Source organism: Pseudomonas monsensis, from assembly GCF_014268495.2.
In the GTDB taxonomy this organism is placed as follows: Bacteria; Pseudomonadota; Gammaproteobacteria; order Pseudomonadales; family Pseudomonadaceae; genus Aquipseudomonas; species Aquipseudomonas monsensis.
This window is the reverse complement of record NZ_CP077087.1, coordinates 5,209,723-5,234,367: the sequence shown is the minus strand read 5'-3', so window position 1 is coordinate 5,234,367 and position 24,645 is coordinate 5,209,723. Positions and strand designations below refer to the sequence as shown.

Genomic DNA, 24,645 nt, shown 5'->3' with positions numbered 1-24,645 from the left:
TAAGGAGTCATAAATTGAGCGTTGAAGCGGCCAAGAATGCCCGAGAATTGCTTCTCAAGGAATACCGTGGCGTATTGTCCACCCACTCCAAATCAATGCCCGGTTTCCCGTTCGGCTCCGTGGTTCCCTATTGCCTGGATGAACAGGGTCGCCCGCTGATCCTGATCAGCCGCATCGCCCAGCACACCCACAACCTGCAAAAAGACCCGAAATGCTCGTTGTTGGTGGGCGAGCGTGAGGCCGACGACGTGCAGGCCGTCGGTCGCCTGACCTATCTGGCCGAGGCGCAAAAGCTCGAAGAGCCAGCCGCCATCGAAGCCGCCGCCGAGCGTTACTACCGCTATTTCCCCGATTCGCAGAACTACCACAAGGCCCACGATTTCGACTTCTGGGTGCTTAATCCTGTGCGTCATCGCTACATTGGCGGTTTCGGCGCGATCCACTGGGTCGAGCAACTGACCCTGGCCAACCCCTTCGCCGGCAAGGCTGAAATCAGCATGGTCGAGCACATGAACAGCGATCACGCCAAGGCCATCGCCCACTACGTGGAGCTCGCAGGCCTGCCGCAGACGGTGCCGGCGCAACTGGCCGGGATCGACAGCGAAGGCATGCACTTGCGCATCGGTCAGGCGTTGCACTGGTTGCCGTTTCAAGCGCCTTGTCACACGCCGATACAAGTGCGCGAGGCCTTGGTTTCTCTGGCTCACGCCGAGGTCTGGCCAAAAAATGCTGAGGCCGATGCTTGAATTCACGAAAGGGCGACGTCATCTAAGGCTTACTGCAAGGCATTTCTTGCGTTGAGGAATCTTTGATGCGCCCTTTTTTGTTGCTCTTTCTGCTGTTTCCGGTGCTGGAGCTGTTCGTATTCGTCAAAGTGGCAGGGGCTATCGGGTTTTTCCCGGCCCTGCTGCTGATCATTCTTGGCTCGATGTTCGGCGTGTTCGTGCTGCGTATCGCCGGTCTGGCCACCGCCCTGCGTGCCCGTGAAAGCCTGAACCGCGGCGAACTGCCTGCGCAAACCATGCTTGAAGGCCTGATGCTCGCCCTGGCCGGTGGCCTGTTGATCCTGCCGGGCTTCATCAGCGACGTGGTCGGTCTGGTGATGCTGCTGCCGTTCACCCGTTGTCTGCTGGCGAACAAAATGCGTCAACGCGCCGAAGACCAGGCCATGCGCCAGCGTGCCTTTGCCGATGACCTGCAACCCCGTGGCGGGCCTGCTCCACGCGAACCTTTGGGGCGTGAGCCGAATGTCATCGAAGGCGAGTACGAACACCGCGACAGCAAGTAACGTCTGCATCGACACGGCACCTTCGGGTGCCGTGTTCGTTTATGGGGTCTGATCGTGAAAAAAATTCTGACCTCGCCCTTGTAATAACCTTATGCGCCCTTATGTATCGGTCACCGAAAGGTTTCCGGCATTGAGTCGGACAGACTTCCGCGGTTCGCTCGACGAATCGCAACCGGCGCAGGCCGGATTTGTTAAACCCGCCGGGACTACACCGGCCGATGAAAACCACAATTAGGAGAGATCGACAATGAAGCTTCGTCCTCTGCATGACCGCGTCGTTATCCGTCGCAGCGAAGAAGAAAAGAAAACCGCTGGCGGTATCGTCCTGCCAGGTTCGGCTGCTGAAAAAGCCAACCACGGTGTGATTGTCGCTGCAGGCCCAGGCAAGACTCTGGAAAACGGTGAAGTGCGTGCGCTGGCCGTTAAAGTCGGTGACAAGGTTGTGTTCGGTCCTTACTCCGGCAGCAACACTGTGAAAGTCGACGGCGAAGACCTGCTGGTAATGGCTGAGAACGAGATTCTCGCTGTACTGGAAGGCTGATTTCCCCGCTCATTTTCCCGCTACTACAAAGTATTTAAGGAATATCGATCATGGCTGCTAAAGAAGTTAAATTCGGCGATGCCGCCCGCTCCAAGATGCTCAAAGGCGTCAACGTTCTGGCTGACGCGGTAAAAGCGACCCTGGGCCCGAAAGGCCGTAACGTGATCCTCGAGAAGAGCTTCGGCGCTCCGACCATCACCAAGGACGGCGTTTCCGTCGCCAAGGAAATCGAGCTCGAAGATCGCTTCGAAAACATGGGCGCGCAGCTGGTCAAAGACGTTGCCTCCCGTGCCAACGATGACGCCGGTGACGGTACTACCACCGCTACCGTTCTGGCTCAGTCGATCGTCAACGAAGGCCTGAAAGCCGTCGCTGCCGGCATGAACCCGATGGACCTCAAGCGCGGTATCGACAAAGCGACCATCGCGATCGTCAAAGAGCTGAAAGCCCTGTCCAAGCCATGCGCTGACACCAAGGCGATCGCTCAGGTCGGCACCATCTCCGCCAACTCCGACAACTCCATCGGCGACATCATTGCCGAAGCCATGGAAAAAGTCGGTAAAGAAGGCGTGATCACCGTTGAAGAAGGCTCGGGCCTGGAAAACGAACTGTCGGTTGTAGAAGGCATGCAGTTCGACCGTGGCTACCTGTCCCCGTACTTCGTCAACAAGCCAGACACCATGGTGGCCGAGCTCGACGGCCCGCTGATCCTGCTGGTCGACAAGAAGATCTCGAACATCCGCGAAATGCTGCCAGTGCTGGAAGCCGTTGCCAAAGCCGGTCGCCCACTGCTGATCGTGGCCGAAGACGTTGAAGGCGAAGCCCTGGCGACTCTGGTTGTGAACAACATGCGTGGCATCGTTAAAGTCGCAGCCGTCAAGGCTCCAGGCTTCGGCGACCGTCGCAAGGCCATGCTGCAGGACATCGCCGTTCTGACCGGCGGTACCGTGATCTCCGAAGAAATCGGCCTGAGCCTGGAAAGCACCACTCTGGAGCACCTGGGTAACGCCAAGCGTGTCACCCTGTCCAAGGAAAACACCATCATCGTTGACGGTGCTGGCGTTGAAGGCGACATCCAGGCGCGTATCGCTCAGATCCGTGCTCAGGTTGCCGAGACTTCCTCGGACTACGACCGTGAAAAACTGCAAGAGCGTCTGGCCAAGCTGTCCGGCGGCGTTGCGGTGATCAAGGTTGGCGCGGGTTCCGAAGTTGAAATGAAAGAGAAGAAGGCCCGCGTTGAAGACGCTCTGCACGCAACCCGTGCAGCCGTTGAAGAAGGCGTGGTACCTGGCGGTGGCGTTGCGCTGATCCGCGCTCTGGAAGCCCTGACCGAACTGACCGGCGACAACGCTGACCAGAACGTCGGTATCGCTGTGCTGCGTCGCGCTGTTGAAGCGCCGCTGCGTCAGATCGCTGCCAACTCCGGTGACGAGCCAAGTGTAGTCGTCAACGAAGTGAAGAACGGCAAAGGTAACTTCGGTTACAACGCTGCTTCCGGCGAATACGGCGACATGATCGAAATGGGCATCCTGGACCCAACCAAGGTAACCCGTTCCGCTCTGCAAGCTGCAGCCTCGATCGGCGGTCTGATCCTGACCACCGAAGCCGCTGTTGCTGATGCACCGAAGAAAGAAGGCTCGGCTGGCGGCGGTATGCCAGACATGGGCGGCATGGGTGGCATGGGCGGCATGATGTAAGCCAGCCTTACCCCTGTAACGCAAAACCCCGCTGGCGAAAGCCAGCGGGGTTTTTTATTGCCTTCGATTTAGTGTTGGCTTGAGACCGAGGTGCGGCCATCGCTGGCAAGCCAGCTCCCACAAGGATCTATGGTGTTCACCCAATACGTGTTTCACCTTGGACATTGTGGGAGCTGGCTTGCCAGCGATAGCGTCAGATCAGGCGCTGACCGGTTGTGCCTTGACGACGGCTTCAGCCTTCACCGCCGGGCGATACAGCACCCAGTAATACGACCCCAGGCAAATCAGCCAACAGAAAATCGCCGTCCACACGTTGTGCGAAAAGAAGTGCGCACCCTGCATCATCCGGCTGATCGAGAACACCGAGCCCAGGGCAAAGGCAAAGATGAACGCCTGTCGGGCGAGACGCGGACGTCGGTCACGCAGCACAAAGAACAGCGCAAACAGGGTGAAACCGGTAGCCGCATGACCACCGGGCCAGCAACGGCCGGGATTGTCGGTGGGCGGGCGATGGTCGAGCAGTTTGCTGTAGGTTTCGTGGCCGCCGAATTGCTCCAGGCTCCATGGGCATTGCACCGCCGTCACCGCTTTCATCGGTGTGACGAATGACGTGGCCAGGCCGAGTGAGAGCACCAGGCAACCCAGTTCGCGCCTGAACGGCTTGAGCCGGCCGATGAGAAACGCGCCGATAAAACCCAGTATGGCAAACACCGAAAATCCGATCACGACCTGTTTGGCGCGGTCGTGCAGGATGTTTTCAAGGAAGAAGCTGTGCCGGCCGATGAACTTTCCCGCCACCGGGTCGTAGAACATTTGCGCCAGGACCATGTCCAGGTCGGTGGTTTCCAGCAAGATCAGCATGAGCGCTGCAGCAGCGGGAATGCCCAGATAAAGCCACGGATTCAACGGGCGAGGGGTGGGGCGCACAACGTTTGATGACATGTTGGATCCTGAGCAAAAAAACGCCCCGGTGCATCGGCCCGGGGCGCTTCGATTAACGTTCGCTGACTTGCGGCGCACCCTCCTTGGATGCTTTCCAGCCAAGCAGCTGATGTTTGAAGCCATAACTGGCGGTTTGGTAGTAGGTGATGGCGCGGCTGATCAGCGGGTCATCGCTGGTCGCCCGGGATTCACGGCTTTCAGTCAGCGCATCGTCGTGTCGGCGCAAGCCCTGGCGCGGGCTGAGAATGGCCAGATCCTTGCCGTCGAACAGCCCCAGATGCTGGTAGTTGCCAACCACCACGCGTGGCGGCAAGGGATTGTCCTGCAGCAGGTTGCGCCCGAAGAACGTCGACTGGTAATCCATGTTCAGCAAGCCCAGCAGGGTCGGCGCGAGGTCGATCTGGCTGGCCAGTTGGCCGTTTTCGCGTGGTTCGATCAGCTTCGGTGCATAAATGAACAGCGGAATCTGATAGTTGGCGATCGGCAGGTCTTCCTTGCCGGCGCTACCGGCGGTGTGGTCGGCGACGAAGATGAAGATCGTGTTGTCGAACCACGGTTTCTGGCGCGCCTGCTCAAGGAACTGGCCGATGGCGTAGTCGGTGTACTTCACCGCGCCGTCGCGACCGTTGCCGGACTTGATGTCGATGCGGTTGTCCGGGTAGGTGTACGGGCGATGGTTGGAGGTGGTCATCAACTGCAACAGAAACGGCTGGCCCTTGGCGAAATCGGCATCGGCCAGTTTCAGGGTTTGCGTGTACAGGTCCTCGTCGGCCATGCCCCAGGCGTTCTTGAAGTGGATTTCGGCCTCGTCGACGCTGCTCTGATCGACCACGCGATAACCGTTACCGCTGAAGAACGCGTTCATGTTGTCGAAGTAACCGCGCCCGCCGTAGACGAATACGCTGTCATAGCCTACCGCACTCAATTGCTGACCCAGGCTGGCGAACCCGCTTTCGCGGCCGATGCGTTTGACGATCGAGCGGCCCGGCGTCGGTGGAATGGCCAGGGTGATGGCTTCCAGGCCACGGTCGGTACGGGTGCCGGTGGCGTAGAAATTATTGAAATACAGGCTCTGTTTGCGCAGCGCATCGAGGTGCGGGGTCAGATCGCGCTTGTCACCGTTGCTGCCCAGGTACTTGGCGCTGAGGCTTTCGATGGTCACCAGCACGATGTTGGGCGTGCGTGCCGTGCCGGGGTTGTCGATCACCCGGCGAATATCCTGCGGATCCTGACCGATGAAGCGGGCGTTGGGCTCGTTCAGTTCAGCGCGAATCTGCCGGGCCACCTCTTCTGACGAGCGGCTGCTGTAGAACTGGCTGTAATCCAGCTCATTGTTACGAAAGGCCGCGAAGAACTGATAAGGGCCGTTGCTCGCCAGTTCGTTCTGGTAGGCATTGCCGCCCTGGGCGCGCGGTGCGTCCTGGCTGAGCAGTTGCAGACTGAGACCGGTCACCAGCAGCAGCGCCAGCGCATTGAGCAGGCGTTTGCGCAACGGCGGCAGTGGCGCATTCAGCGCCGCATTGAACGGCTTGCGCAACGCGAAGCTGATGCCAATGGCCAGCAGCGCCAGAATGCTCAGCAGGGTGCCGATCGGGTACGACTCGAGCACGTTGTTCAGCACTTCATCGGAGTACACCAGGTAGTCCACGGCGATGAAGTTGAAGCGCACGCCGAACTCGTCCCAGAACAGCCATTCGGCCACCGACACGAACAGCATGACGAACAGGCTGACGGTCAGCAGCCCTCGCAGGAACCAGCGATGACCGCGGCGGCGCCACAAGGCCGGTGGGCACAGCAACAGATACAGGCCCAACGGCAGCGCCGCATAGGCAAGGAAACCCAGGTCATACAGCAAACCAATGCCGAACACCGACAGGGCAACGCCACCGGCCTCATCCAGATGAGTCAGGAGCAGAATGGTCCGGGTCAGAAAAAAAATCAGCAGCCAGGCGCCGGTAATCAACAGCAGCAGGCGCAGGGGCGCCGTCTTGAAAAAATCCATAGTCTGCTTCCTTTTACGATGGCGCGGGAGTGTCGCGGCGTCACTGTCGCCAGGTTGTGAACCTATAGTGAAAAATTTGTTAAGACTTGAATATGCTCGAGAGAGTTGAGTCGCGAAACGCTCAACCCTAGCTCTGGGGAGAATCTGGCCTTAAGCTGCGCGGGCCATGACGGCCGTTACTGTGTACGGAGGAGGTGCCCATGCGAATTCTATTGGTCGAAGACAACCGCGACATCCTGGCCAATCTGGCCGATTATCTGGGGCTCAAAGGCTACACAGTCGATTGTGCCCAGGACGGTCTGTCGGGCCTGCATCTGGCTGCCACCGAACATTACGACCTGATCGTGCTCGATATCATGCTGCCGGGCATTGATGGCTACACCCTGTGCAAGCGCCTGCGTGAAGACGCCCGTCGTGACACGCCGGTGATCATGCTCACCGCTCGCGATCAACTCGACGACCGCTTGCAGGGTTTCAAGTCCGGCGCCGACGATTACCTGGTCAAACCGTTCGCCCTGTCCGAACTGGCGGCACGGGTCGAGGCGGTGATGCGCCGCACCCAGGGCGGTGGTCGCCGGGCGTTGCAGGTCGGCGATCTGAACTACGACCTCGACACCCTGGAAGTGACCCGCGAAGGCAAACTGCTCAAGCTCAACCCGGTCGGCCTCAAGTTGCTGGCGGTGTTGATGCAGAAGAGCCCGCACGTGCTGCGGCGGGAAATTCTCGAAGAAGCGCTGTGGGGCGATGATTGCCCGGACAGCGACAGCCTGCGCAGCCACGTCCACCAATTGCGTCAGGTGATCGACAAACCGTTCGAAAAACCATTGCTGCATACCGTGCACGGCGTGGGTTACCGCTTGGCCGAGGGGCGTGATGGAGTTTAAGCAAAGCCTTTCCCAGCGGATCATCATTGCCTTTGCGTTGATGAGCGCGCTGGTAGCCGGCGCCTTTGCCATGGGCATCGTGGCGACGGTGCATCTGGTGGAGGAGAAACTGATTTCGGCAGGGTTGGGTGGCGATCTGCAGCGCCTGTTGCTGATGGACAACGTCTCGGACTGGAGCCATCGGCCCGAGCCGGACCAGTTGTTCTATTTCAGCGGCGGGCCAGGTGATTTCGAGTTACCCAAGGATTTGCGTCACCTGGATGCGGGCTTCCATGAAGTCTTCCGCGAACAGTTGTCGTATCACGCCATGGTCGAAATCGTCGACGGCCGGCGATATGTGCTGCTGCAGGATCAGAGCGATTTCGAAGAGCGCGAGCGTGTGCTGTTTGCCGTCGTGCTGGTGGGCTTTGTGCTCAGTCTGGCGTTGGCGGTATTCCTCGGCTGGGTGCTTGCGCGCAAAGTGATGGCGCCGGTGGTGCGTCTGGCGCGTCAGGTTCGCCACCGCGATCAGTTGCTCGGGCTGGCGCCGCCGCTCGCCCCCGACTACGCGGCTGACGAAGTCGGCGAACTGGCGGTGGCGTTCGACGCCACCCTCGGTCGCCTGCGTCAGGCCCTGACCCGTGAAAGATTATTCACCAGCGACGTCAGTCACGAACTGCGCACCCCCTTGATGGTGCTGGCCAGCTCTTGCGAACTGCTGCTGGAGAATCCGGCCATTGATCAACGCGGTCGTTCTCAGGTGGAACGTATCGCCCGGGCCAGCGAGGAAATGCGCGAGTTGGTGCAGACCTTCCTGATGCTCGCCCGTGCCCAGCGCGAAAACGCCGGGGTGGCGCTGCAGCAGAATATTGCGCAAGTGGCTGACAGCCTGTTGTGCGTATGGCGCGAGCCGATTGAAAGCAAGGGGCTGAGGTTGCAGTTCGAACCCGGCAACCCGCCGGACACCTGTTACAACGCAACGTTGCTGACCGCGGTGATGGGCAACCTGTTGCGCAACGCTTGCCATTACACCGATCAGGGCTTTATTCGCCTGACCCTTACCGCCAACGGGTTTGTGGTGGAAGACTCCGGTGTGGGCATTCCGGAAGAAAAACGCGAAGCCATGTTCCAGCCTTTCGTGCGTGGCACGGAAAACCGTGGTGAAGGCCTTGGGCTCGGCCTGTCTCTGGTGCAACGGATCTGTGAAAACCAGGGCTGGACGGTCAATTTGAGCACGATGACGCCCAATGGCTGCCGCTTCGAGGTGGATCTTGGGGCGCCTCGACGCACGTAGTGGCTCGAGGCTACTCCCTCGAAGCTGTCTAAATCCTGTATAACTCTGTAATACTTTGCCGGTAGCCCCGACGTTTTTTTCACAAAGGGATGACCTGACGCTGACACGCCGCTGCCTATGGTGGTGGCATCAGTAACTCAGGAGTCCTGGTGATGGCCGGCCCGATCAAGCTCGATTTTTCCGAAAAATATGACGATCAGCATGCCCAGAAATATCTGCGCAAGCACAAGGAAAGCCTTGGTCGTCGTCTTTCTCACTGGCGTGACGAACAGCTGGCCCGCAAGGCGCTGGCGTTGGTCGGCGAGCCAGGACTGGTGCTGGACCTGCCTTGTGGGGCGGGGCGTTTCTGGCCATTGCTGGGTGAAAAAACCAATCGGGTGATCATCGGCGCGGACAATTCCGAGTCGATGATCAAGACGGCCATGGCGTCGCAACCGGCTGACGTGGTGAAACGGGTACAACCCTTGCACACGTCTGCGTTCGACATCGCCTTGCCGGATAACGCCGTCGACAGCATTTTTTGCATGCGACTGCTGCATCACATCGGTGAGGCCGAGCATCGGCGCACGATTCTGCGTGAATTTGAGCGCGTGACCCGCGACAGCGTGATTGTTTCGCTGTGGGTCGACGGCAATTTCAAGGCGTGGAAGCGTCAACGCGCCGAGCAGAAGCGTGACAAACGGCAATACCAGAATCGCTTTGTGTTACCGGCCGCTACGGTCGAAAAGGAATTCGAGGAAGCAGGGTTTCGAATTCAGGAACAACTGGACTTTATTCCGCTCTACGCCATGTGGCGAGTTTACGTATTACGCAAGAGGTAACAGGATGGCAGTGCAATTTGCAGCAGAAACGGACGTCGCTCCGCAAGATCGCTTTGACTTTTACTGGAACCAGCGCGGTGAGTGGGTGGAAGAACCCAACGTGCGGCGCGGTGGCGAAAGTGGAGTCCAGCGGGTCGTTGGACGCGATGGTCAACTGCTGTATGCCAAGCGCCAGACCGGTCATATCTATCGCAGCTGGTTGCACCCGTTCGGACGGCCGACGGTATTGCGTGAGCTGGATGCCCTGACCGGCGTGAGCAAGCTTGGCGTGCGCGTGCCGCAAATCGTTTTCTGTGGTACCCAGCCCGACCCGCAGCACAAGTGGCGTGCGTTGCTGGTGACCAAGTCCCTGGACGGTTTCCAGGAGCTGGAACACTGGCTGGCTTCTGCCGGCGGGCGTGATCAGTGCGGCGACGTCGTTTATGAGCGTGTGCTCAAGGACCTCGCCGAGAATCTGGCGCGCATGCACAAGGGCCGTTGGCAGCACAGCTGCATCTACATCAAACATGTGTTCGTGCGGGTCACCGGCGAAGGCGAATCGGCCAAGGTTGAAGTAGCCCTGATCGACCTGGAGAAATGTCGCCAGCGTCTGACTGCCTATCGCGCTGCCTCTCACGACATGAAGCAATTACGCCGCCACTCGTCGTTCCGCGACGCGGACTGGAAAAAACTCGTCTACTTTTATGAGACGGCGTTTGGCAGCGCTATCAAAGGTTTATAGCGATGAAACTCGAAATTGCACGAGGTTTGTTTTTGGTTGGAGCCTTGGCAGTTGCATCACTGGCGGTGGCTGCCTGGGAGCAGCCACGCATGCAGGTCATTGGGGCGTCTACCAGCGACGCCCATTGTTCGATCCCACGGGTGGCCAAAGCCTCCGTGGCGACCAAGCCCGACCATGATTTGTTGTTGTTCATGTTCGGACTTTCCCAAGGAATGAGGCCGCAGAGTTGAACCGATTGAAGCCCACCTGAAAGGCCTCGCAGATGCGAGGCCTTTTTTATGCCCGACACGACACAGATCTCTTGTAGGAGTGAGCCTGATCGCGATAGCGGTGTGTCATTCAAATCATTATTAACTGACAGACCGCTATCGCGAGCAGGCACACTCCTACAGGGGGTTATGCGGTTGGTGTGGGATCGGGTTTCGCCAGCAGGGTGTAAACGCATGGCAAGACGAACAGCGTAAACAACGTGCCGATCGACATCCCCGTGGCAATCACCATGCCGATATCAAAGCGGCTGACCGCGCCGGCACCGGTGGCGAGAATCAACGGCACCATGCCAAACACCATCGCTGCAGTGGTCATCAACACCGGCCGTAAACGAATCGCTGCCGCTTCCTCAACGGCTTCACGCACTGTCAGGCCTTTGTCCTTGCGCAACTGGTTGGCGAATTCGACGATCAGGATGCCGTGTTTACTGATCAGGCCGATCAGCGTCACCAGCCCCACCTGGGTGTAGATGTTCATGCTCGACCAGCCCAGGAACAGCGGAATCAGCGCCCCGCAGATCGACAACGGCACCGTCACCAGAATCACCAGCGGATCGCGGAAACTCTCGAACTGCGCCGCCAGCACCAGAAAAATGATCGCCAGCGCGAGTGCAAACGTCACCCACAACGCGCTGCCTTCCTGAACGAACTGGCGTGACGCACCGCCATAGTCGAAGGCAAAACCGGCCGGTGCTTCCTCCCGGGCGATCTGCAGAACGGTGTCGATGGCTTCACCCATGCTCACCAGCGGAAAACCGGAGATCTTCGCCGCATTGAGTTGCTGGAACTGATTGAGCTGGCGCGGTCGTGCGCGGTCGCTGACCTTGATCAGAGTCGACAGCGGCAGTAACTCGCCCTGGGTGTTTTTCACGTAGTAATTATTCAGCCAGTCCGGGTTGTCGCGGAAGGGGCGTTCAACCTGAGCAATGACCTTGTAACTGCGCCCCTCGATGGTGAACCGGTTGATTTCCGCTTCACCCAGCAACGTCGCCAGCGTGCCCCCCAGATCCTGCATCGACACGCCCATTTGTGCGGCTTTGGCGCGGTCGATATCGACCACCACCTCGGGTTTGTCGAACGCCAGATCGAGGTCGACGAAGGCGAACTTGCCCGACTCCATCGCGCGCTTCTTGATCCGGTCGGCCACTTGCAGCAGCAATTCGTAGTCGTTGGCGGTGTTGACCACAAACTCGAACGGCAAGCCTTCACCGGTGCCAGGCAGGGAGGGCAGGTTGAAGCCGAAAATCTGCAGGCCCGGGATGCCTTCCAGTTTGCCCTGCACCTCAGGGAGGATTTGCATCTGTGTGCGGCTGCGTTCGTTCCATGGCTTGAGCAGGAACCCGCCAATGCCCGCCTGCACGCCGTTGTAGCCGTTGATCTGGAACGAGGAATAGTACTCGGGGAATTCCTTGAAGATCTTGATGAACTCGTCGGTGTAGGTGCTCAGGTAATCGAGGTTGGTCGGCTGCGGCGCGGTGGCCATCATGAAAATGATGCCCTGGTCTTCGTCCGGCGCCAGTTCCGACTTGGCGAACTTGAGAAATACCGGAATCAGGCACAGCACGATCACCGCGAACACCAGCACCACCGGCCGCGTGTTCAGCGTGCCATGCAGCATGCTTTGATAGCGGCGCTTGAGACGGTCGAAAATGCGGTCGAGACGGTGGGCGAGGCCACTGGGGTTTTCTTCGTGACGCAGCAGAAGTGCGCACATCATCGGCGACAGGGTCAGGGCGACGATCCCGGAGATCACCACCGCCCCGGCGAGGGTCAGCGCAAACTCCTTGAACAGCGCGCCGGTCAGACCGGTGAGGAAGCCGATCGGCGCGTACACCGCGGCCAGGGTGATGGTCATCGACACCACCGGCATGGCGATTTCCCGCGCACCTTCCAGGGCCGCATCAAACGGCGTCTTGCCTTCCTCGATGTGCCGGTGGATGTTTTCCACCACGACAATCGCATCGTCCACCACCAGACCGATGGCCAGCACCATTGCCAGCAGCGTCAGCAGGTTCATCGAGTAGCCCATCATCTGCATGAAGAACATCACGCCGATCATCGACAACGGAATGGTCACCACCGGAATCACCACCGAACGCAACGCGCCGAGGAACAGAAACACTACGACAATCACGATCAGTACCGCTTCGAACAGGGTTTTCACTACCTCGTCGATGGAGGCCTGAATGAACAGGGTGGCGTCGTAGGCAATCTCGCTCTTGAGGTTCGGCGGCAGCTGCGCTTCCAGCTCGGGCATCAGCTTGCGCACTTCCTTGATCACGTCCAGCGGGTTGGCGCCGGGCGTGGCCTTGATGCCGATGTACACCGACGGCGTGCCGCCGAACGAACTGATCGAGTCGTAGTTTTCCGCGCCCATCTCCACCCGCGCGACATCGCCGAGCAGCACGCGGCTGTCGCCACTGACCTTGAGCGGAATCGCCGCAAAAGCCTCGGCGGATTTCAGTTCGGTGTTGGCGTTGATGCTGGTGACCACGTACTCGCCTTTCACCTCGCCGGCGGCGGAGAGGAAGTTGTACTGGCGCACCGCATTGGTCACGTCGCTGGCGCTGAGGCCGAAACCGGCGAGCTTCACCGGGTCGAGCCACAGGCGCATGGCGAACACCTGATTGCCGAGAATCTCTGCTTCGGCCATGCCCGGCAGGGTCGCGAGTTTCGGCTGGATCACCCGTGACAGGTAGTCGGTGATCTGCGGGTTGCTCAAGTCCTTGCTGAAGAAGCTGATGTACATCAGCGCCGAGGCGTCGGCGGACTCCTTGCTCAGCACCGGGTCTTCAGCGTCCTGCGGCAGTTTGTTTTTCACCTCGTTGGCCTTGGCCAGCAACTCGGTAAAGAGGCGATCGGTGTTGGAGCCGATACGTGCGTAGATCGAAATCACCGAGAAGTTCTGCCGGCTGACCGACGTCATGTAGTCGATGCCCTCGGCGCTGGCCAGGCTTTGCTGCATCGGTTGGGTGATGTAACCCTGAATGGTTTCGGCGTTGGCCCCGGGGTAGGCCGTGGTCACCGTGATCAGGGCGTTTTCCATTTGCGGGTATTGGCGCAGGGGCAACTTGCTCCAGGCCTGAAAGCCGAGCAGCACAATCAACAGGCTGACCACGGTGGCGAGCACCGGGCGGCGGATGAACGGATCAGTAAAAGCCATGGGAATTCCTTGATCAGTCGGCGCGAGGCGGACTGTTCTGCTCGCCGAGGGTCTTGTCTTCGCTGATGGCAATATGGGCGCCGTTGTCCAGTTTGATCTGGCCGGCCGTCACCACTTGTTCGCCGCTCTGCACGCCCTTGTTGATCATCACCAGGCCCTCGCGGCGTTCACCGGTTTCGATGAAGCGTCGCTCGGCAATCAGCACCGGTTGGCCCTTGTCGTCCTTTTCGACGCTGCCGTCTGCGGCTTTCTTCTGGCCGACCACGTAGACCGAGTTGCCGTAGAGGGTGTAGGTGATCGCGCTTTCCGGCACCACGATGTGCTTCTGCGGATCGGGCAGCAGCACATCGAGGCTGGCGAACATGCCCGGCAGCAGTTTGCCGTCGGGGTTGGCCAGGGTGGCGCGCACCAGAATGTTACGCGTCGAGCTTTCGACGATCGGGTTGATCGCGCTGATCTTGCCCGGGAAGACCTGGCCGGGGTAAGCGGCGGCCGAGATATTCACCGGTTGGCCGATGGCCAGTTTCGGTACCGATTGCTCGGGCACATAGAAGTCGGCGTAGAGGCTGCTCAGGTCCTGCAGGGTGGCGATTTTGGTGCCGCTGGCGAGGTAATCGCCGACGTCGACCTGACGAATGCCGATGGTGCCGCTGAACGGCGCGAGGATGCGTTTTTTCGCCAGGGAGGCATTGAGCTGGTTGACCGTGGCCTTGTTCTTTTGCAGAACCGCCGAAAGCCGGTCGTACTCGCCTTTGGAGATGGCCCGGCTGTCGACCAGTTGGCTGCCGCGGCCGAAGTCCAGTTGCGCCAGACCGAGGTCGGCCCTGGCGGTTTCCAGCAGGGCGGTTTCGACGGCGCTGTCGAGTTGCAGCAGCGGTTGCCCGGCCTTGACCTTCTGCCCGGATTCGAATTTGAGTTCGGTGACGGTGCCGGCGACTTCCAGGCTCAGCTCGACGCCTTGCAGCGCTTTCAGTGTGCCGACCGTGGGCAGACGCATCTGCCACGGCCGCTCGTAAGCCGTGGCCACCGCGACGCTGATGGGCGGTTTCGGCTTGGAAAAGCCCTGGATCATTGTGTAGATCGAAAAGGCCTTGTACCCGCCCAGGACCAGGACGATCAACAAGACAACACCCAACATGATCAGCATGCGGCGACGCAGCATATTTCCAGTTCCTTGGATAAATCAGGTGAGACAGGCGGGCACATTACTCCGAGTCAGGTGCGGATTCCAACTGGCAGTTTTCACAGGTGAGGGCGAGTGGAAAACCTGTGGCGAGGGGATTTATCCCCGTTGGATGGCATAGCCGCCCCAAAACCTGCAACCGCGTCCTGTCGGTTGCTCCGTATCGGATGGTTTTACGGCTGCTGCGCAGCCGAACGGGGATAAATCTCCTCGCCACCAATACGGGGTCAGGCCATCAAATGCAGATGGTTGTCCCAGAGCCCCGCCGGCAGCTCCAGCGGTTTGGCCAGCAGTTCATTCTGGCGGCAATCGTAGTAGCGGCAACGCCCTTGCCCTGAGGTCACGACAAACCCGTCCTTCACCGCGCCGACACCGGCGCAATCAGGCAAGGGCGCGTCGAGGCGCACTTCGCCGCTGTCCAGATCCCAGATGAAGAACCGGTTGCCACGCGGCGCCGTCAGCGCCACCAGACGTAAATCGCTGTGCACGGCGACGCTGGCGGTGTAATGCCCCATTGACTGCAACTGGTGATCCGGCACCGGGAACGCCACGAACGGTTGCCCTGGACGCTTGATTGCCAGCAGTTCGGAACGCTCGTGGGACGCGCCCATGAATTGCTGACCGGCGACGATGGTGCCGTCGCTGGCGATGCCCAGGTGACGTACGCTGTTCATCTGCTGGGCGAGGGTTTCCTTGCTCAGCAGGGTGCCGTCGCGCTGCATCAGTACCAGGCTCGGTTCCATGGCATTGAGGTTCATGTCGACGCGGCTTTCCGCTTCGGTCCGAATCCCGCCGTTGGCCACCACCAGGGTTTCCCCATCCGGCATCCACGACACCTGATGCGGGCCCAGGCCATGGGTGGAAATCTCGCCGCTGTGCACCAGCCGCTCGCCTTCGAACCGGTACACCCCGAGCAGGCCGCGGCCCGGATCGGTCGTATCGTTTTCGGTGGCGTACAGGTATTCGCCGTCCTTGTGCACCACCGCATGGCCGTAGAAGTGCCGGTTCGGCTGCGACGTCACGGTCTGCAGCAAGGCCCCGTCGCGCAGGTCGATCAGGTAGCTCTCGGTGCCCGGCCGGCGGGCAACGAACAGCGCGATCGGCAGCGTCGGGTGATTGATGATGTCGTGACAGCGCTGGCCGACGTGCGTGGCGAACACGCGAGTGCCGTCCAGCCGATAGCCGACGGCGTAGTGCTTGCCATCGGTGTCATCGCGCGCCGAGAGCAACAACGGGCTCTGATCCTTGCGCTTGAACAGCGTCCAGCCGCCCAGAGTCACTGCTCCCAGCAGCACACTACCTAAAGTCAGAGCCTGGCGTCGCAGCATGGCACTTGTCCTCATCAGTCACCGTCGTTGGCGTTGAAGCCCAGTTGAATGCCCAACGCCTTGGCCAGTTCGCCTTCGTGCAGGCGATGGACGACGTTGAGGCTGTCGTAGAGGTCGTTGAGCTGCTGGCGACCGGCGTCGTCCTGGAGCATTTCGGTCAGCGAACGCTGCGTGCTGCCGAACAGTTCCAGCGACGCGGCGTAGGCGGCGTCGATCTTGTCCGCCAACGGTTTCTGTTCGGTCGGCAGCAGACCGCGCAAGCCTTTGTTGTCGACGCCTTCCCAGACGGTTTTGGCGGCGGCAAGGCTGGCTTCCAGTGCGGTCAGCGACGCCTGGCTGCGCCATGCATCGGCCTGGAACGGCTGTGGCACACCCTTGCTCTGGCGGCCCATCGGCGTGCCGAGCTTTTTCTTCAGCGTGTCGAGGGCGGTGACCTGCACGCGCAGCAGATCGGCGATCGCTTCGTGGGAGTCGGCGTAGCGCTGGTTCGGGAATTTGCTCATCTGCGCCAGCATGCCGTCGCTGTTGTTCCAGCTCTGCAGAATCTCCTCGGCCAATTGCTTCTGACGTTCGCCGATGGCGATCAACAGCGGGCAGTACTTGGCTTTCTGTTCAGCATTGGCAACGTCAGGCTTTTCATCGAACAGGATGTACTCGTAAGCCGACAGGCCTTGCACCACCACGCTCGATTTGGCCAGGGCAGCGGCGTCGATCTGTGGCTGGGCGACGACCAGTTGCTCGACCTGACGACCGACGAGGTTTTTCTTGTCCGGCCAGAACTGCACCTGCCACGAACGGTTGCCCTCGGCCAGCGGCCCGATCAGCAACGGTTGCAGCTCGGCCCAGGCTTTCTGCGCGTGGAGAAAGTCGGCGCGGGCGGTTTCCAGGGTTTCCTTGTCCTGGCAGTAGGCGAGGGCGCTGACTGCCAGTTGCCTGTCGGCTTCGACCCAACGGGTGTAGGTCGGCAGGATCACCGATTTGGCGATGGCCGCCGACGTGACCGCTTGCGGATCCTGCGGCGAGCAGGCACCGAGGGCGAGCGCGGCAAGGCTGGTGAACAGTAGCTTGGGACGGAACATGTCGGGCTCCCGATTCTTTTCAGTGTTTAAAGTGAGTTCAAAAACGCCAGCAGCGCGGCACGCTGCTCGGCATTGAAAGACAAAACCTGTTGCTGCGCGGCTTGCGCTTCGCCGCCATGCCAAAGCACCGCTTCGAGCAGATTGCGCGCGCGACCGTCATGCAAAAACTGTGTGTGGCCGCTGACGGCTTGCGTCAGGCCGATCCCCCACAACGGCGGCGTGCGCCAGTCGCGGCCAGAGGCCTGGAATTCCGTACGGTTGTCGGCCAGGCCGTCGCCCATGTCATGCAGCAACAGATCGCTGTACGGACGAATCACCTGATTGGCCAGTTCAGGTTCGGCCGCGTTGGCGGCGGTGGTGTATTTCGGGGTGTGGCACGACTGGCAACCGGCTTGGAAGAACAGGTTCTTGCCGGCCAGCACTTCGGGATCATTGACGCCACGGCGCGCCGGCACCGCGAGGTTGCGGCTGTAGAACAGTACCAGCCGCAGGATGTTGTCGCTGACTTCCGGCTCGCCGTCCGGGCCATTGCCGTTCGGTGCCTGTTTGCAGGTGGTTTGCGCGTCGGTGCAGTCATCGAAGGGGCGCAGGCTGGTCGTGAGGCCCATGTCCCCGGAAAACGCGTGAACATTCTGCTGATTGAGATTCGGTTGCCCGGCTTTCCAGCCGAACCGGCCCATGACGGTCTTCTGCTGCGCGTCATCCCAGACCTGATTCGGCCGGCCATTGATGCCGTTGTTCGCTTTCGCCTGCGCGGCGGCGTTGGCGAGAATCGCCTCTTGCGGGATTGCTTCGAGCAAACCGAGGCCGATCATCGGCGGCGCGATCCGGGCGGAGAAACGCGTGTCCGGGTGCATCGGGCCGTAGCCCAGCTGAGTGAACTGCAGCACCGGTTTGCGCAGTTCCACTTCAGTGCCGTCCTTGAAGCGGACCGGCACCGGGGTGTACTCGACGCGCACCTTGCCTTCGGGGACGACGCCGGGCACCGCCATGTCCTGGAACTGGCCGCCGTAGACCGGCTCCGGCACTACGCCGACCTGCTCGATGAGTTTGGCAAATTCAGGCGCGTCAGGAATCGACAGGCGTACCAGCATGGACACCGCATTGGCTGCGTCCGGCGTCGGTGGATGGCCGCGACCGTCCTTGATGTGGCAGTTCTGGCAGGCGTTGGTGTTGAACAGCGGACCGAGGCCGTCCCGCGCAGTGGTGGTCGACGGTGCGATCACCCACGGGCTGCGGAAGAAACTGTTGCCGACACTGAAATCGACCCGGCGCGACGGCGGCAGGTTGGCCGAGGGCAGGGAGAAGGCGTTCTGATCGGTCTTGCGCACGGTCGCTGCACCGCCTGAACGCGCTTCACCAGGCTCAGCCTTGGTAAAGCGCGGAGCGTCATCACAGGCACTCAGGCCCAGGGCCAGAAGCAGTGCGGACAAGCGAAGCGACAGCGAAGGCATCGGACATCCTGCAGACGGGCGAAATTAAAGGCGCAAAGTCTAACAGGGCGAGGGGGTTTGAATAAGAGGAATTATCGTTTACTTGATTTACGGCAGGGTTTCACTTGAGACCGAGGTGCCCCTATCGCTGGCAAGCCAGCTCCCACAGGATTTGAGGTGTTTGCAGAATCCGTGTAAGTCACCATTCCCTGTGGGAGCTGGCTTGCCAGCGATGAGGTCATCAGCATTACAGCAAAAAGCAGGCATGAAAAAAGGCGACCCGCAGGTCGCCTTTTTTTGACGCAGACGCTGTGATCAGAACTCGTGATCAGCATTGTCCGGGTTCAGGTCGCTGATGCCCAGTTTGCCAGCAGCGGCTTCGATCGAACCGGTCTGCTTGACCAGGGATGCGATGGCATCACGCACGATCTGGTTGCCCGCAGTGTTGCCGGCAGCGATCAACTGGTCGTAGTGCTCACCCTTGTTGGCGTGATCGACCATGACCTGGATCTTGGCTTCGGTGGCGGCCAGATCGGCTTTCAGCGCGTTGTCGGCAGCCGGGTCGGCCTTGGCCACCAGCGACGACAGGCTGGCGCCGGTCATTTTGGTGCCGTCGGTACGGGGGTACTCGCCCAGGTACACGTTACGAATGCCTTTGGCATCGTAGAAGTGCGAGTTGTGGGTGTTGTCGCTGAAGCAGTCCTGCTCGTCTTCAGGGGAGTTGGCTTCCAGGGAAACCTTCATGCGCTCACCCGCCAGTTCGCCCAGCGACAGGCTGCCCATGCCGAAGAGCATTTTGCGCAGACCGGTTTCAGCCGGCTCGGCTTCCAGGGTGGCGCGGTAGTTGTCGGCCACGTTCGGTTTCCAGTTGCCAACCATTTCTTCCAGGTCGCTGACCAGCAGTTGGGTCACGGCTTTCAGGTACGCACGGCGACGATCGTTGTGACCGCCGGTGGCGCCGGCGCCTTCCAGGTAGTCCGACGCCGGGCGGTTGCCTGCGCCCGGGCCGGTGCCGTTCAGGTCCTGGCCCCAGAGCAGGAATTCGATGGCGTGGTAGCCGGTGGCGACGTTCGCCTCGGAACCGCCCAGCTCGTTGAGGCTGGCGAGTTTTTCCGGGGTGATGTCTTTTACATCGACCTTGTCTTCGCCGACCTGCACTTCAGTGTTGGCGATGATGTTGGCCGTGGCGCCCGGGTTACCCAGCGCGTGTTCGTAGGATTTGTCGACGTAGTCGATCAGGCCTTCGTCCAGTGGCCAGGCATTCACCTGACCTTCCCAGTCGTCGATGATGGTGTTGCCGAAGCGGAACACTTCGCTCTGCAGGTAAGGCACGCGCGCGGCAACCCAGGCAGCCTTGGCGGCTTTCAGGGTATCGGCGTTCGGCTTGGCGAGAAACGCGTCGACGGCGGTTTGCAGGGTTTTCGCGGTGGATTCGGCATCGCTGTAAACGGCGAAGACCATGTCGGCGTAGTGCGCGACCACAGCCTTGGCGGCCGCTTCGTCGACTTTACCGGCAGCGGCAGGCGCAGCCGCTGGCGCGGTAGTGCTGGCAGCTGGCGTCGGCGCGGCGGCTTTGTCTTTGCCTTCGCCGCAACCGGCGAGGGAAATAGCGATGGCCAGCAGACTGGCGGTAGCCAGAGGCATACGAATCATGGCGAACATCCTGCTTCGGTAGTTGAATGGATAGGCGCTGGGGGCGCAAAACTGCGACATAATGCAAATCTTTCGCATTATGTGTAAAGGGCTGTGGCTGGAAATATTTCTTATTTACGAAACGCAAAAGATCGTCCGAACGCGGTCCGAGCCTTCGGCTGCATCTGCTGGGCTGCGATCTTCTGAGGTTACAAAATGGCTGCGTTGCTGCGTTGCGCCTGTTTGAGGTAGGCACCCAGCTCACGGGCCGGCAGCGGTTTGCTGTAGTGGTAGCCCTGACCTTCGTGGCAGCCTTCGGAAATGATGTACGTCTCCTGCTCGGCGGTTTCCACGCCCTCGGCAATCACCTGCATGCCAAGGCTCTTGCCCAGTTGAATGATCGCGCGAACGATGGTCGCATCGTCGTCGTCATCCAGCAGATCCTGGACGAAGCTCTTGTCGATCTTGATCTTGTCCAGCGGCAGGCTTTTCAGATAACTCAGCGATGAATAACCGGTGCCGAAGTCGTCGATGGCGATCAGCGCCCCGGAGCGGCGCAGGCTGAGCAAGTGCTGGGCGGCGGTGCTGATGTCTTCCATCAGGCCGGTTTCGGTGACTTCCAGCTCCAGGCTGCGGGGAGGCAGGCGATACATCTGCAATAGATTGTTGACCACCCGCGGCAGCTCGGCGTGGTGCAGTTGCACGGTGGACAGGTTGACGGCCATGCGCAGGTCGACGAAACCCTGATCGTGCCATTCGCGCAGTTGTTTGCAGGCCTGATCGAGCACCCATTCGCCAATGGCGATGATCGTGCCGTTCTGTTCGGCCAACGGAATGAACAGATCCGGCGGCACCAGACCGTGTTCCGGATGCTGCCAGCGAATCAACGCTTCGACCCCGACCACGCGATGATCGCGATAGCTGATCTGTGGCTGGTAGACGAGGTAGAACTGATCGCGCAGCAGTGCATCACGCAGGTCTTTTTCCAGTTCGCGCCGGCGGCGCATCTCGCTGTCGACGCTGGCGATGTAGAACTGATAGCGATTGCGCGAGCGGGTCTTGGCCAGGGTCATGGTCTGCTCGGCTTTCTGCAACAGCTTTTCCGTGCTGTCGCCGTCTTCGGGGAACAAGGTGATGCCGATGGTGGCGCGCAGGCGGATTTCCTGATGGTCGAGGGCGAACGCCGCTTCCAGATCGTCGAGGATGCTTTGCGCCAGTTCCGCGGCTTCATAAGGCTGTTCGATATCGGCCTGCACCAGCGCGAACTGATCGCCGCCGAGGCGGGCGAGTGCGCCAAGCCGACCGCTGTGGGCGCGCAGCCGATCGGCAAGTGCCAGCAATAACTGGTCGCCGGTCTGGTAGCTGAACTGCTCGTTGATGCCCTTGAAATCATCCAGCCCCACGCACAACACCGCGACCCGCCGTTGCAGCTTGCCGGCGTCGACCAGAATCTTGTCCAGTTGCTGCTGTAATTGCTGGCGGTTCGGCAGGCCGGTCAGAAAGTCGTACTGGGCCATGCGTAGCAGACTGTTTTCCGCTTCGTGGCGCAGGTGGGTGTTGCGTTCGATGGATTCGAGCAACTGGTTGGCGGTGTTGATCCAGATGCCCAGCTCGTTTTTCTCGTGACCCTTGAGTTGCGGAATCTTGTGTTCGCTGGGGCGGTCCGGGTTGATTTCGGTGAGGTGCTCGATGATCCGCGACAGCGGTTTGGTCAGCAGCCAGTGATAAACCAGATACAGCACCAGGCCCATGGCCAGCGCGCGCAGCACGCCGGAAATGAAGATGATCACCGAGCTGACGATGAAACTCTCGCCATAAGTGGCGGTGTCGAGGGTGATGCTCAGGTCGCCGTAATACTCGCTGTAGGGACCGCGACCGACCAATTGCGTGGTAAAGGTGCGCTCCTGGCCGAGAATCAGGTCGGTCAGCCAGCGGCTGTTGGAATGCTGCAACTCACGGGACTTCTGCGCGAGCATGGCTTCGTTGGGATGGCCGATTGACGCCTGGCGCACCGCCTCGTCCTGGAACAGGCCTTCGATTACCTGCATGCCCATTTCCCGGTCCAGGCTGTAAACCGCCTGGGTGGAGGGATCGCGGAACATGTCGAGGATCCGCTCGGCGTCGCTGGCTACGGCCTGACGGGTTTTGTAGGCATCGAACACAATCTGCGCGCAGCTCAAGACCACGCCGACGATCAATGCTGACAGGAGCACGACCCGGAGCAACTTCACCGACAAGCTGTTCTTGAGTTCCAGCTTCAAAGGGTTATTCCTTGTTCCGTGCGGGTAGCGTCAAGTTGCCATGAGTATTGGCAATCCCGTGATGGCAGTCAAAGGGACAATCAAGCCCAGGGTTATTTGCCTGTGGCGGTGGCCGAAATGCAGCTGCCTGGAGTATTAGCCCTAATCTGTACTGTGTCGGTAGTTTCGACCCTCAACTTGAGCGGTTTGCAGCATTTTTTCCTCTTTTTGATGGTAGCCCGCTGTGGCATGGCAGCAAGCAGCGCGCCACAGAGAAGTCGGATTCCCCCTACACGCAAAACAGAAACACCCGGCATTCAAGTTTGAGTTCGCTCGCCAAAGTCCTCCGTTTTGCAGAGCGGGGCACGGACGTGACCAGACTTATCCCTCAACGTGAACTCCACGGCCAACAGGCGCTCGACACCCACCAGGCCATGGACACCTTTCGAGAGGCACTCAACCGTCCGGATGAACTGCCGGGATTCGACAACCTGCTCAATGCAATGGGCCTCAATCACTCCAACTATCTGCAAGGCGCCAACCAGCGAAAACTCGTAGAAGCCATCAATAACGGTGACTGGGTCATAGTGAAACCGCGGGTTGTTACTGATAGCGGCGGCGCTTCGTGGAACGCCTTCAGCCCCCAACCCGAACCACCACTGGCCGAGCAACTGGTGGAAGACCACGCCTACACCTTGCCGAAACCGGCTGAGTCAGGCTTTCACATTGTCCAGACATCTATGAGCCGCGAAGCGCTGGAGCGCGCTGTACCAAACGACGCCTGGCGAAGCACTGCGCCGCGAGTTCCGTTCGCTTAACCGTCATTTGGGTGAACAGGTCAAAGCGGGGCAGATGGTCCTCTTCAGCGACTCGCGCAACTACATGTGCCGACGCGAAGAGGCGCAAATGATGGCGGCAGCGGAGAAAGTGAATGAAGCGCTGAAAGACCTGACGGATGAAGAGGCTTCTTTCATGGTTGAGCATCATGAGGTGATTGAACCGTTTTTGGGTGTTTCTTCCGGAGCGTTGGGTGTTGCATCGTTTATGGTGGGGCAGCACATGGAAACGCTTAAGGGCACGCTTAAAGAACTGGAACGCTTACATATCGAGCAGTACCGCCAGAACGGTAATCTCCATTCCCCGCAGTTTTTTGCGCAGCGCAAGCGGTTGATGTCGAAGCTTGATACCGGTTTGGGGCTCTTGGTTCGCAAGATGACGGGCATCCCGGATCACCCCAAACTTAAACGGGCTTTAGGATTATCTTCGCGAAGGACTGTGCACAACTGGAACAAGGCAGGCGCACCGAATCAATTGCCGGGATATGCGACACATATTGAGGGCGTGGCGCGATCTTCTAAGTACATAAAGGCCGGCGGTTATTTGGCAATTGGATTGGGCGCGAGCTCGGCGGCGATGAAAATTCACGAAGCATGCCGTACCGGACGCGAAGAGGAATGCCGTCAGGCGAAATTTGTCGAAGGTTCTAAGCTGTCAGGAAATGTTGTGGGCGGAATGATGGCAACCAGACTGGCGCCAATCGCACCAATGACATGTGTTGCTCTTGGAGTGGGCACGGCGGGTACAGGAGGTCTGGTTTGCATGTTGGTTGTAAGTGGCATGCTTGCCGCACAAATGGGAGATAGCGGTGGTCAGTTTGGTGAGTTCGTCGGTGAAAAGTTGTATGAGGTGAGTCAATAATGAGCCTTGATCAGTTTGTTGGCTTATCTGGAATACCCCTTTTTGTATTGTTTTTTCTGAACTATTGCTTTTCAGCTTATGTAGCGACCCACAAGCTGGAGGAAATTCAGAGCCATTTATCGAACTCTCGTTTCGTCGCATCACATCGGGGCGACAAAAGTACGCCGATCGTCTTCAAAGTGGGTAGTCTTGAAGTTGTATATGCCCTTTTGGTTCTAAAGGTCCTGCGAAATTTAGACCCGGAGTCCATTGAGGAAGTAAATAATTTTCCAAAGCAATTGCGCCCTTGGGTGATCATCCCCGGTCACATCAATACAGTCTGCGTTTTATGGTTTTCCGCGATTTTGGTATGGATCAATATCAAGCAATATCTGTGATCGCACAGTACCCGCGGACTGCTACAGTCGCTTGTCCCAAAATTTGGTCATGCGTTTGTCTGATGGCAGAGCAG

21 protein-coding genes are annotated in these 24,645 nt (G+C 59.7%); 12 read left to right on the top strand and 9 right to left on the bottom strand.

The features are described 5' to 3' along the window. Positions 1 to 14 precede the first annotated feature (14 nt). The 4 genes from HV782_RS23045 to groL all read left to right on the top strand — a co-directional run bounded on the left by HV782_RS23045 (position 15) and on the right by groL (position 3,526). On the top strand, positions 15 to 746 hold the full coding sequence (locus HV782_RS23045) for a HugZ family pyridoxamine 5'-phosphate oxidase (protein WP_123466260.1): 732 nt from the start codon (positions 15 to 17) through the stop codon (positions 744 to 746). 65 nt (positions 747 to 811) lie between these two features. Next, a complete protein-coding gene (locus HV782_RS23040; RefSeq protein WP_186746742.1) occupies positions 812 to 1,288 on the top strand; it encodes an FxsA family protein in 477 nt (158 codons plus the stop codon). A gap of 247 nt (positions 1,289 to 1,535) precedes the next feature. Next, a complete protein-coding gene (locus tag HV782_RS23035) occupies positions 1,536 to 1,829 on the top strand; it encodes a co-chaperone GroES (protein WP_003227685.1) in 294 nt (97 codons plus the stop codon). Between the two features lie 50 nt (positions 1,830 to 1,879). After that, entirely contained in the window at positions 1,880 to 3,526 is a 1,647-nt protein-coding gene (gene groL / locus HV782_RS23030; protein WP_123453761.1) for a chaperonin GroEL, read from the top strand. Between the two features lie 198 nt (positions 3,527 to 3,724). Here the strand turns inward: groL and HV782_RS23025 are convergent, their stop codons facing one another. Both HV782_RS23025 and HV782_RS23020 read right to left on the bottom strand, forming a co-directional pair. After that, positions 3,725 to 4,468: a phosphatase PAP2 family protein gene (locus HV782_RS23025; protein ID WP_128616211.1), complete on the bottom strand. Its 744-nt coding sequence runs from the start codon at positions 4,466 to 4,468 to the stop codon at positions 3,725 to 3,727. Positions 4,469 to 4,520: 52 nt separating this feature from the next. Beyond that, positions 4,521 to 6,470, bottom strand: coding sequence for an LTA synthase family protein (locus HV782_RS23020; protein WP_128616210.1), 1,950 nt, complete (start codon positions 6,468 to 6,470; stop codon positions 4,521 to 4,523). A 200-nt stretch (positions 6,471 to 6,670) separates the two neighbouring features. Between HV782_RS23020 and colR the strand changes: the two genes are divergently transcribed. The 5 genes from colR (at position 6,671) to HV782_RS22995 (ending at position 10,399) form a co-directional block, all read left to right on the top strand. Then, positions 6,671 to 7,354, top strand: coding sequence for a two-component system response regulator ColR (gene colR / locus HV782_RS23015; protein WP_186746745.1), 684 nt, complete (start codon positions 6,671 to 6,673; stop codon positions 7,352 to 7,354). Beyond that, positions 7,344 to 8,627 (top strand): sensor histidine kinase, encoded by a 1,284-nt coding sequence (locus tag HV782_RS23010; RefSeq protein ID WP_186746747.1) that lies wholly within the window; start codon positions 7,344 to 7,346, stop codon positions 8,625 to 8,627. The genes colR and HV782_RS23010 overlap by 11 nt, the downstream gene beginning before the upstream one ends. A gap of 152 nt (positions 8,628 to 8,779) precedes the next feature. Then, positions 8,780 to 9,448, top strand: a complete 669-nt coding sequence (locus HV782_RS23005) for a class I SAM-dependent methyltransferase (protein WP_123466270.1) — start codon at positions 8,780 to 8,782, stop codon at positions 9,446 to 9,448. A 4-nt stretch (positions 9,449 to 9,452) separates the two neighbouring features. Beyond that, the gene (locus HV782_RS23000; protein WP_128616209.1) at positions 9,453 to 10,169 is read left to right on the top strand and encodes a lipopolysaccharide kinase InaA family protein; all 717 of its coding nucleotides are present in this window, start codon (positions 9,453 to 9,455) and stop codon (positions 10,167 to 10,169) included. Positions 10,170 to 10,171: 2 nt separating this feature from the next. Further along, positions 10,172 to 10,399, top strand: a complete 228-nt coding sequence (locus HV782_RS22995) for a hypothetical protein (protein WP_128616208.1) — start codon at positions 10,172 to 10,174, stop codon at positions 10,397 to 10,399. A 166-nt stretch (positions 10,400 to 10,565) separates the two neighbouring features. Here the strand turns inward: HV782_RS22995 and HV782_RS22990 are convergent, their stop codons facing one another. The 7 genes from HV782_RS22990 to HV782_RS22960 form a co-directional block, all read right to left on the bottom strand. Next, a complete protein-coding gene (locus HV782_RS22990) occupies positions 10,566 to 13,601 on the bottom strand; it encodes a multidrug efflux RND transporter permease subunit (RefSeq protein WP_123466276.1) in 3,036 nt (1,011 codons plus the stop codon). 13 nt (positions 13,602 to 13,614) lie between these two features. Then, positions 13,615 to 14,763, bottom strand: a complete 1,149-nt coding sequence (locus tag HV782_RS22985) for an efflux RND transporter periplasmic adaptor subunit (protein ID WP_186746749.1) — start codon at positions 14,761 to 14,763, stop codon at positions 13,615 to 13,617. Between the two features lie 248 nt (positions 14,764 to 15,011). Continuing rightward, complete coding sequence (locus HV782_RS22980; protein ID WP_186746752.1) at positions 15,012 to 16,112, bottom strand: DUF1513 domain-containing protein; 1,101 nt, start codon at positions 16,110 to 16,112, stop codon at positions 15,012 to 15,014. Positions 16,113 to 16,126: 14 nt separating this feature from the next. Next, positions 16,127 to 17,191, bottom strand: a complete 1,065-nt coding sequence (locus HV782_RS22975) for an imelysin family protein (RefSeq protein ID WP_186746754.1) — start codon at positions 17,189 to 17,191, stop codon at positions 16,127 to 16,129. A 26-nt stretch (positions 17,192 to 17,217) separates the two neighbouring features. Next, positions 17,218 to 18,645: a di-heme oxidoreductase family protein gene (locus HV782_RS22970; RefSeq protein ID WP_186746756.1), complete on the bottom strand. Its 1,428-nt coding sequence runs from the start codon at positions 18,643 to 18,645 to the stop codon at positions 17,218 to 17,220. Positions 18,646 to 18,939: 294 nt separating this feature from the next. Continuing rightward, entirely contained in the window at positions 18,940 to 20,277 is a 1,338-nt protein-coding gene (locus HV782_RS22965; protein ID WP_186746758.1) for an imelysin family protein, read from the bottom strand. Positions 20,278 to 20,465: 188 nt separating this feature from the next. Then, positions 20,466 to 22,517, bottom strand: coding sequence for a putative bifunctional diguanylate cyclase/phosphodiesterase (locus tag HV782_RS22960; protein ID WP_123466288.1), 2,052 nt, complete (start codon positions 22,515 to 22,517; stop codon positions 20,466 to 20,468). A 350-nt stretch (positions 22,518 to 22,867) separates the two neighbouring features. Between HV782_RS22960 and HV782_RS22955 the strand changes: the two genes are divergently transcribed. The 3 genes from HV782_RS22955 (at position 22,868) to HV782_RS22945 (ending at position 24,571) form a co-directional block, all read left to right on the top strand. After that, the gene (locus HV782_RS22955) at positions 22,868 to 23,314 is read left to right on the top strand and encodes a hypothetical protein (protein ID WP_186746760.1); all 447 of its coding nucleotides are present in this window, start codon (positions 22,868 to 22,870) and stop codon (positions 23,312 to 23,314) included. Between the two features lie 88 nt (positions 23,315 to 23,402). Continuing rightward, positions 23,403 to 24,194, top strand: a complete 792-nt coding sequence (locus tag HV782_RS22950; RefSeq protein ID WP_186746762.1) for a hypothetical protein — start codon at positions 23,403 to 23,405, stop codon at positions 24,192 to 24,194. Beyond that, positions 24,194 to 24,571: a hypothetical protein gene (locus HV782_RS22945; RefSeq protein WP_123466292.1), complete on the top strand. Its 378-nt coding sequence runs from the start codon at positions 24,194 to 24,196 to the stop codon at positions 24,569 to 24,571. Before HV782_RS22950 ends, HV782_RS22945 begins: the two co-directional genes overlap by 1 nt. Positions 24,572 to 24,645 lie beyond the last annotated feature (74 nt).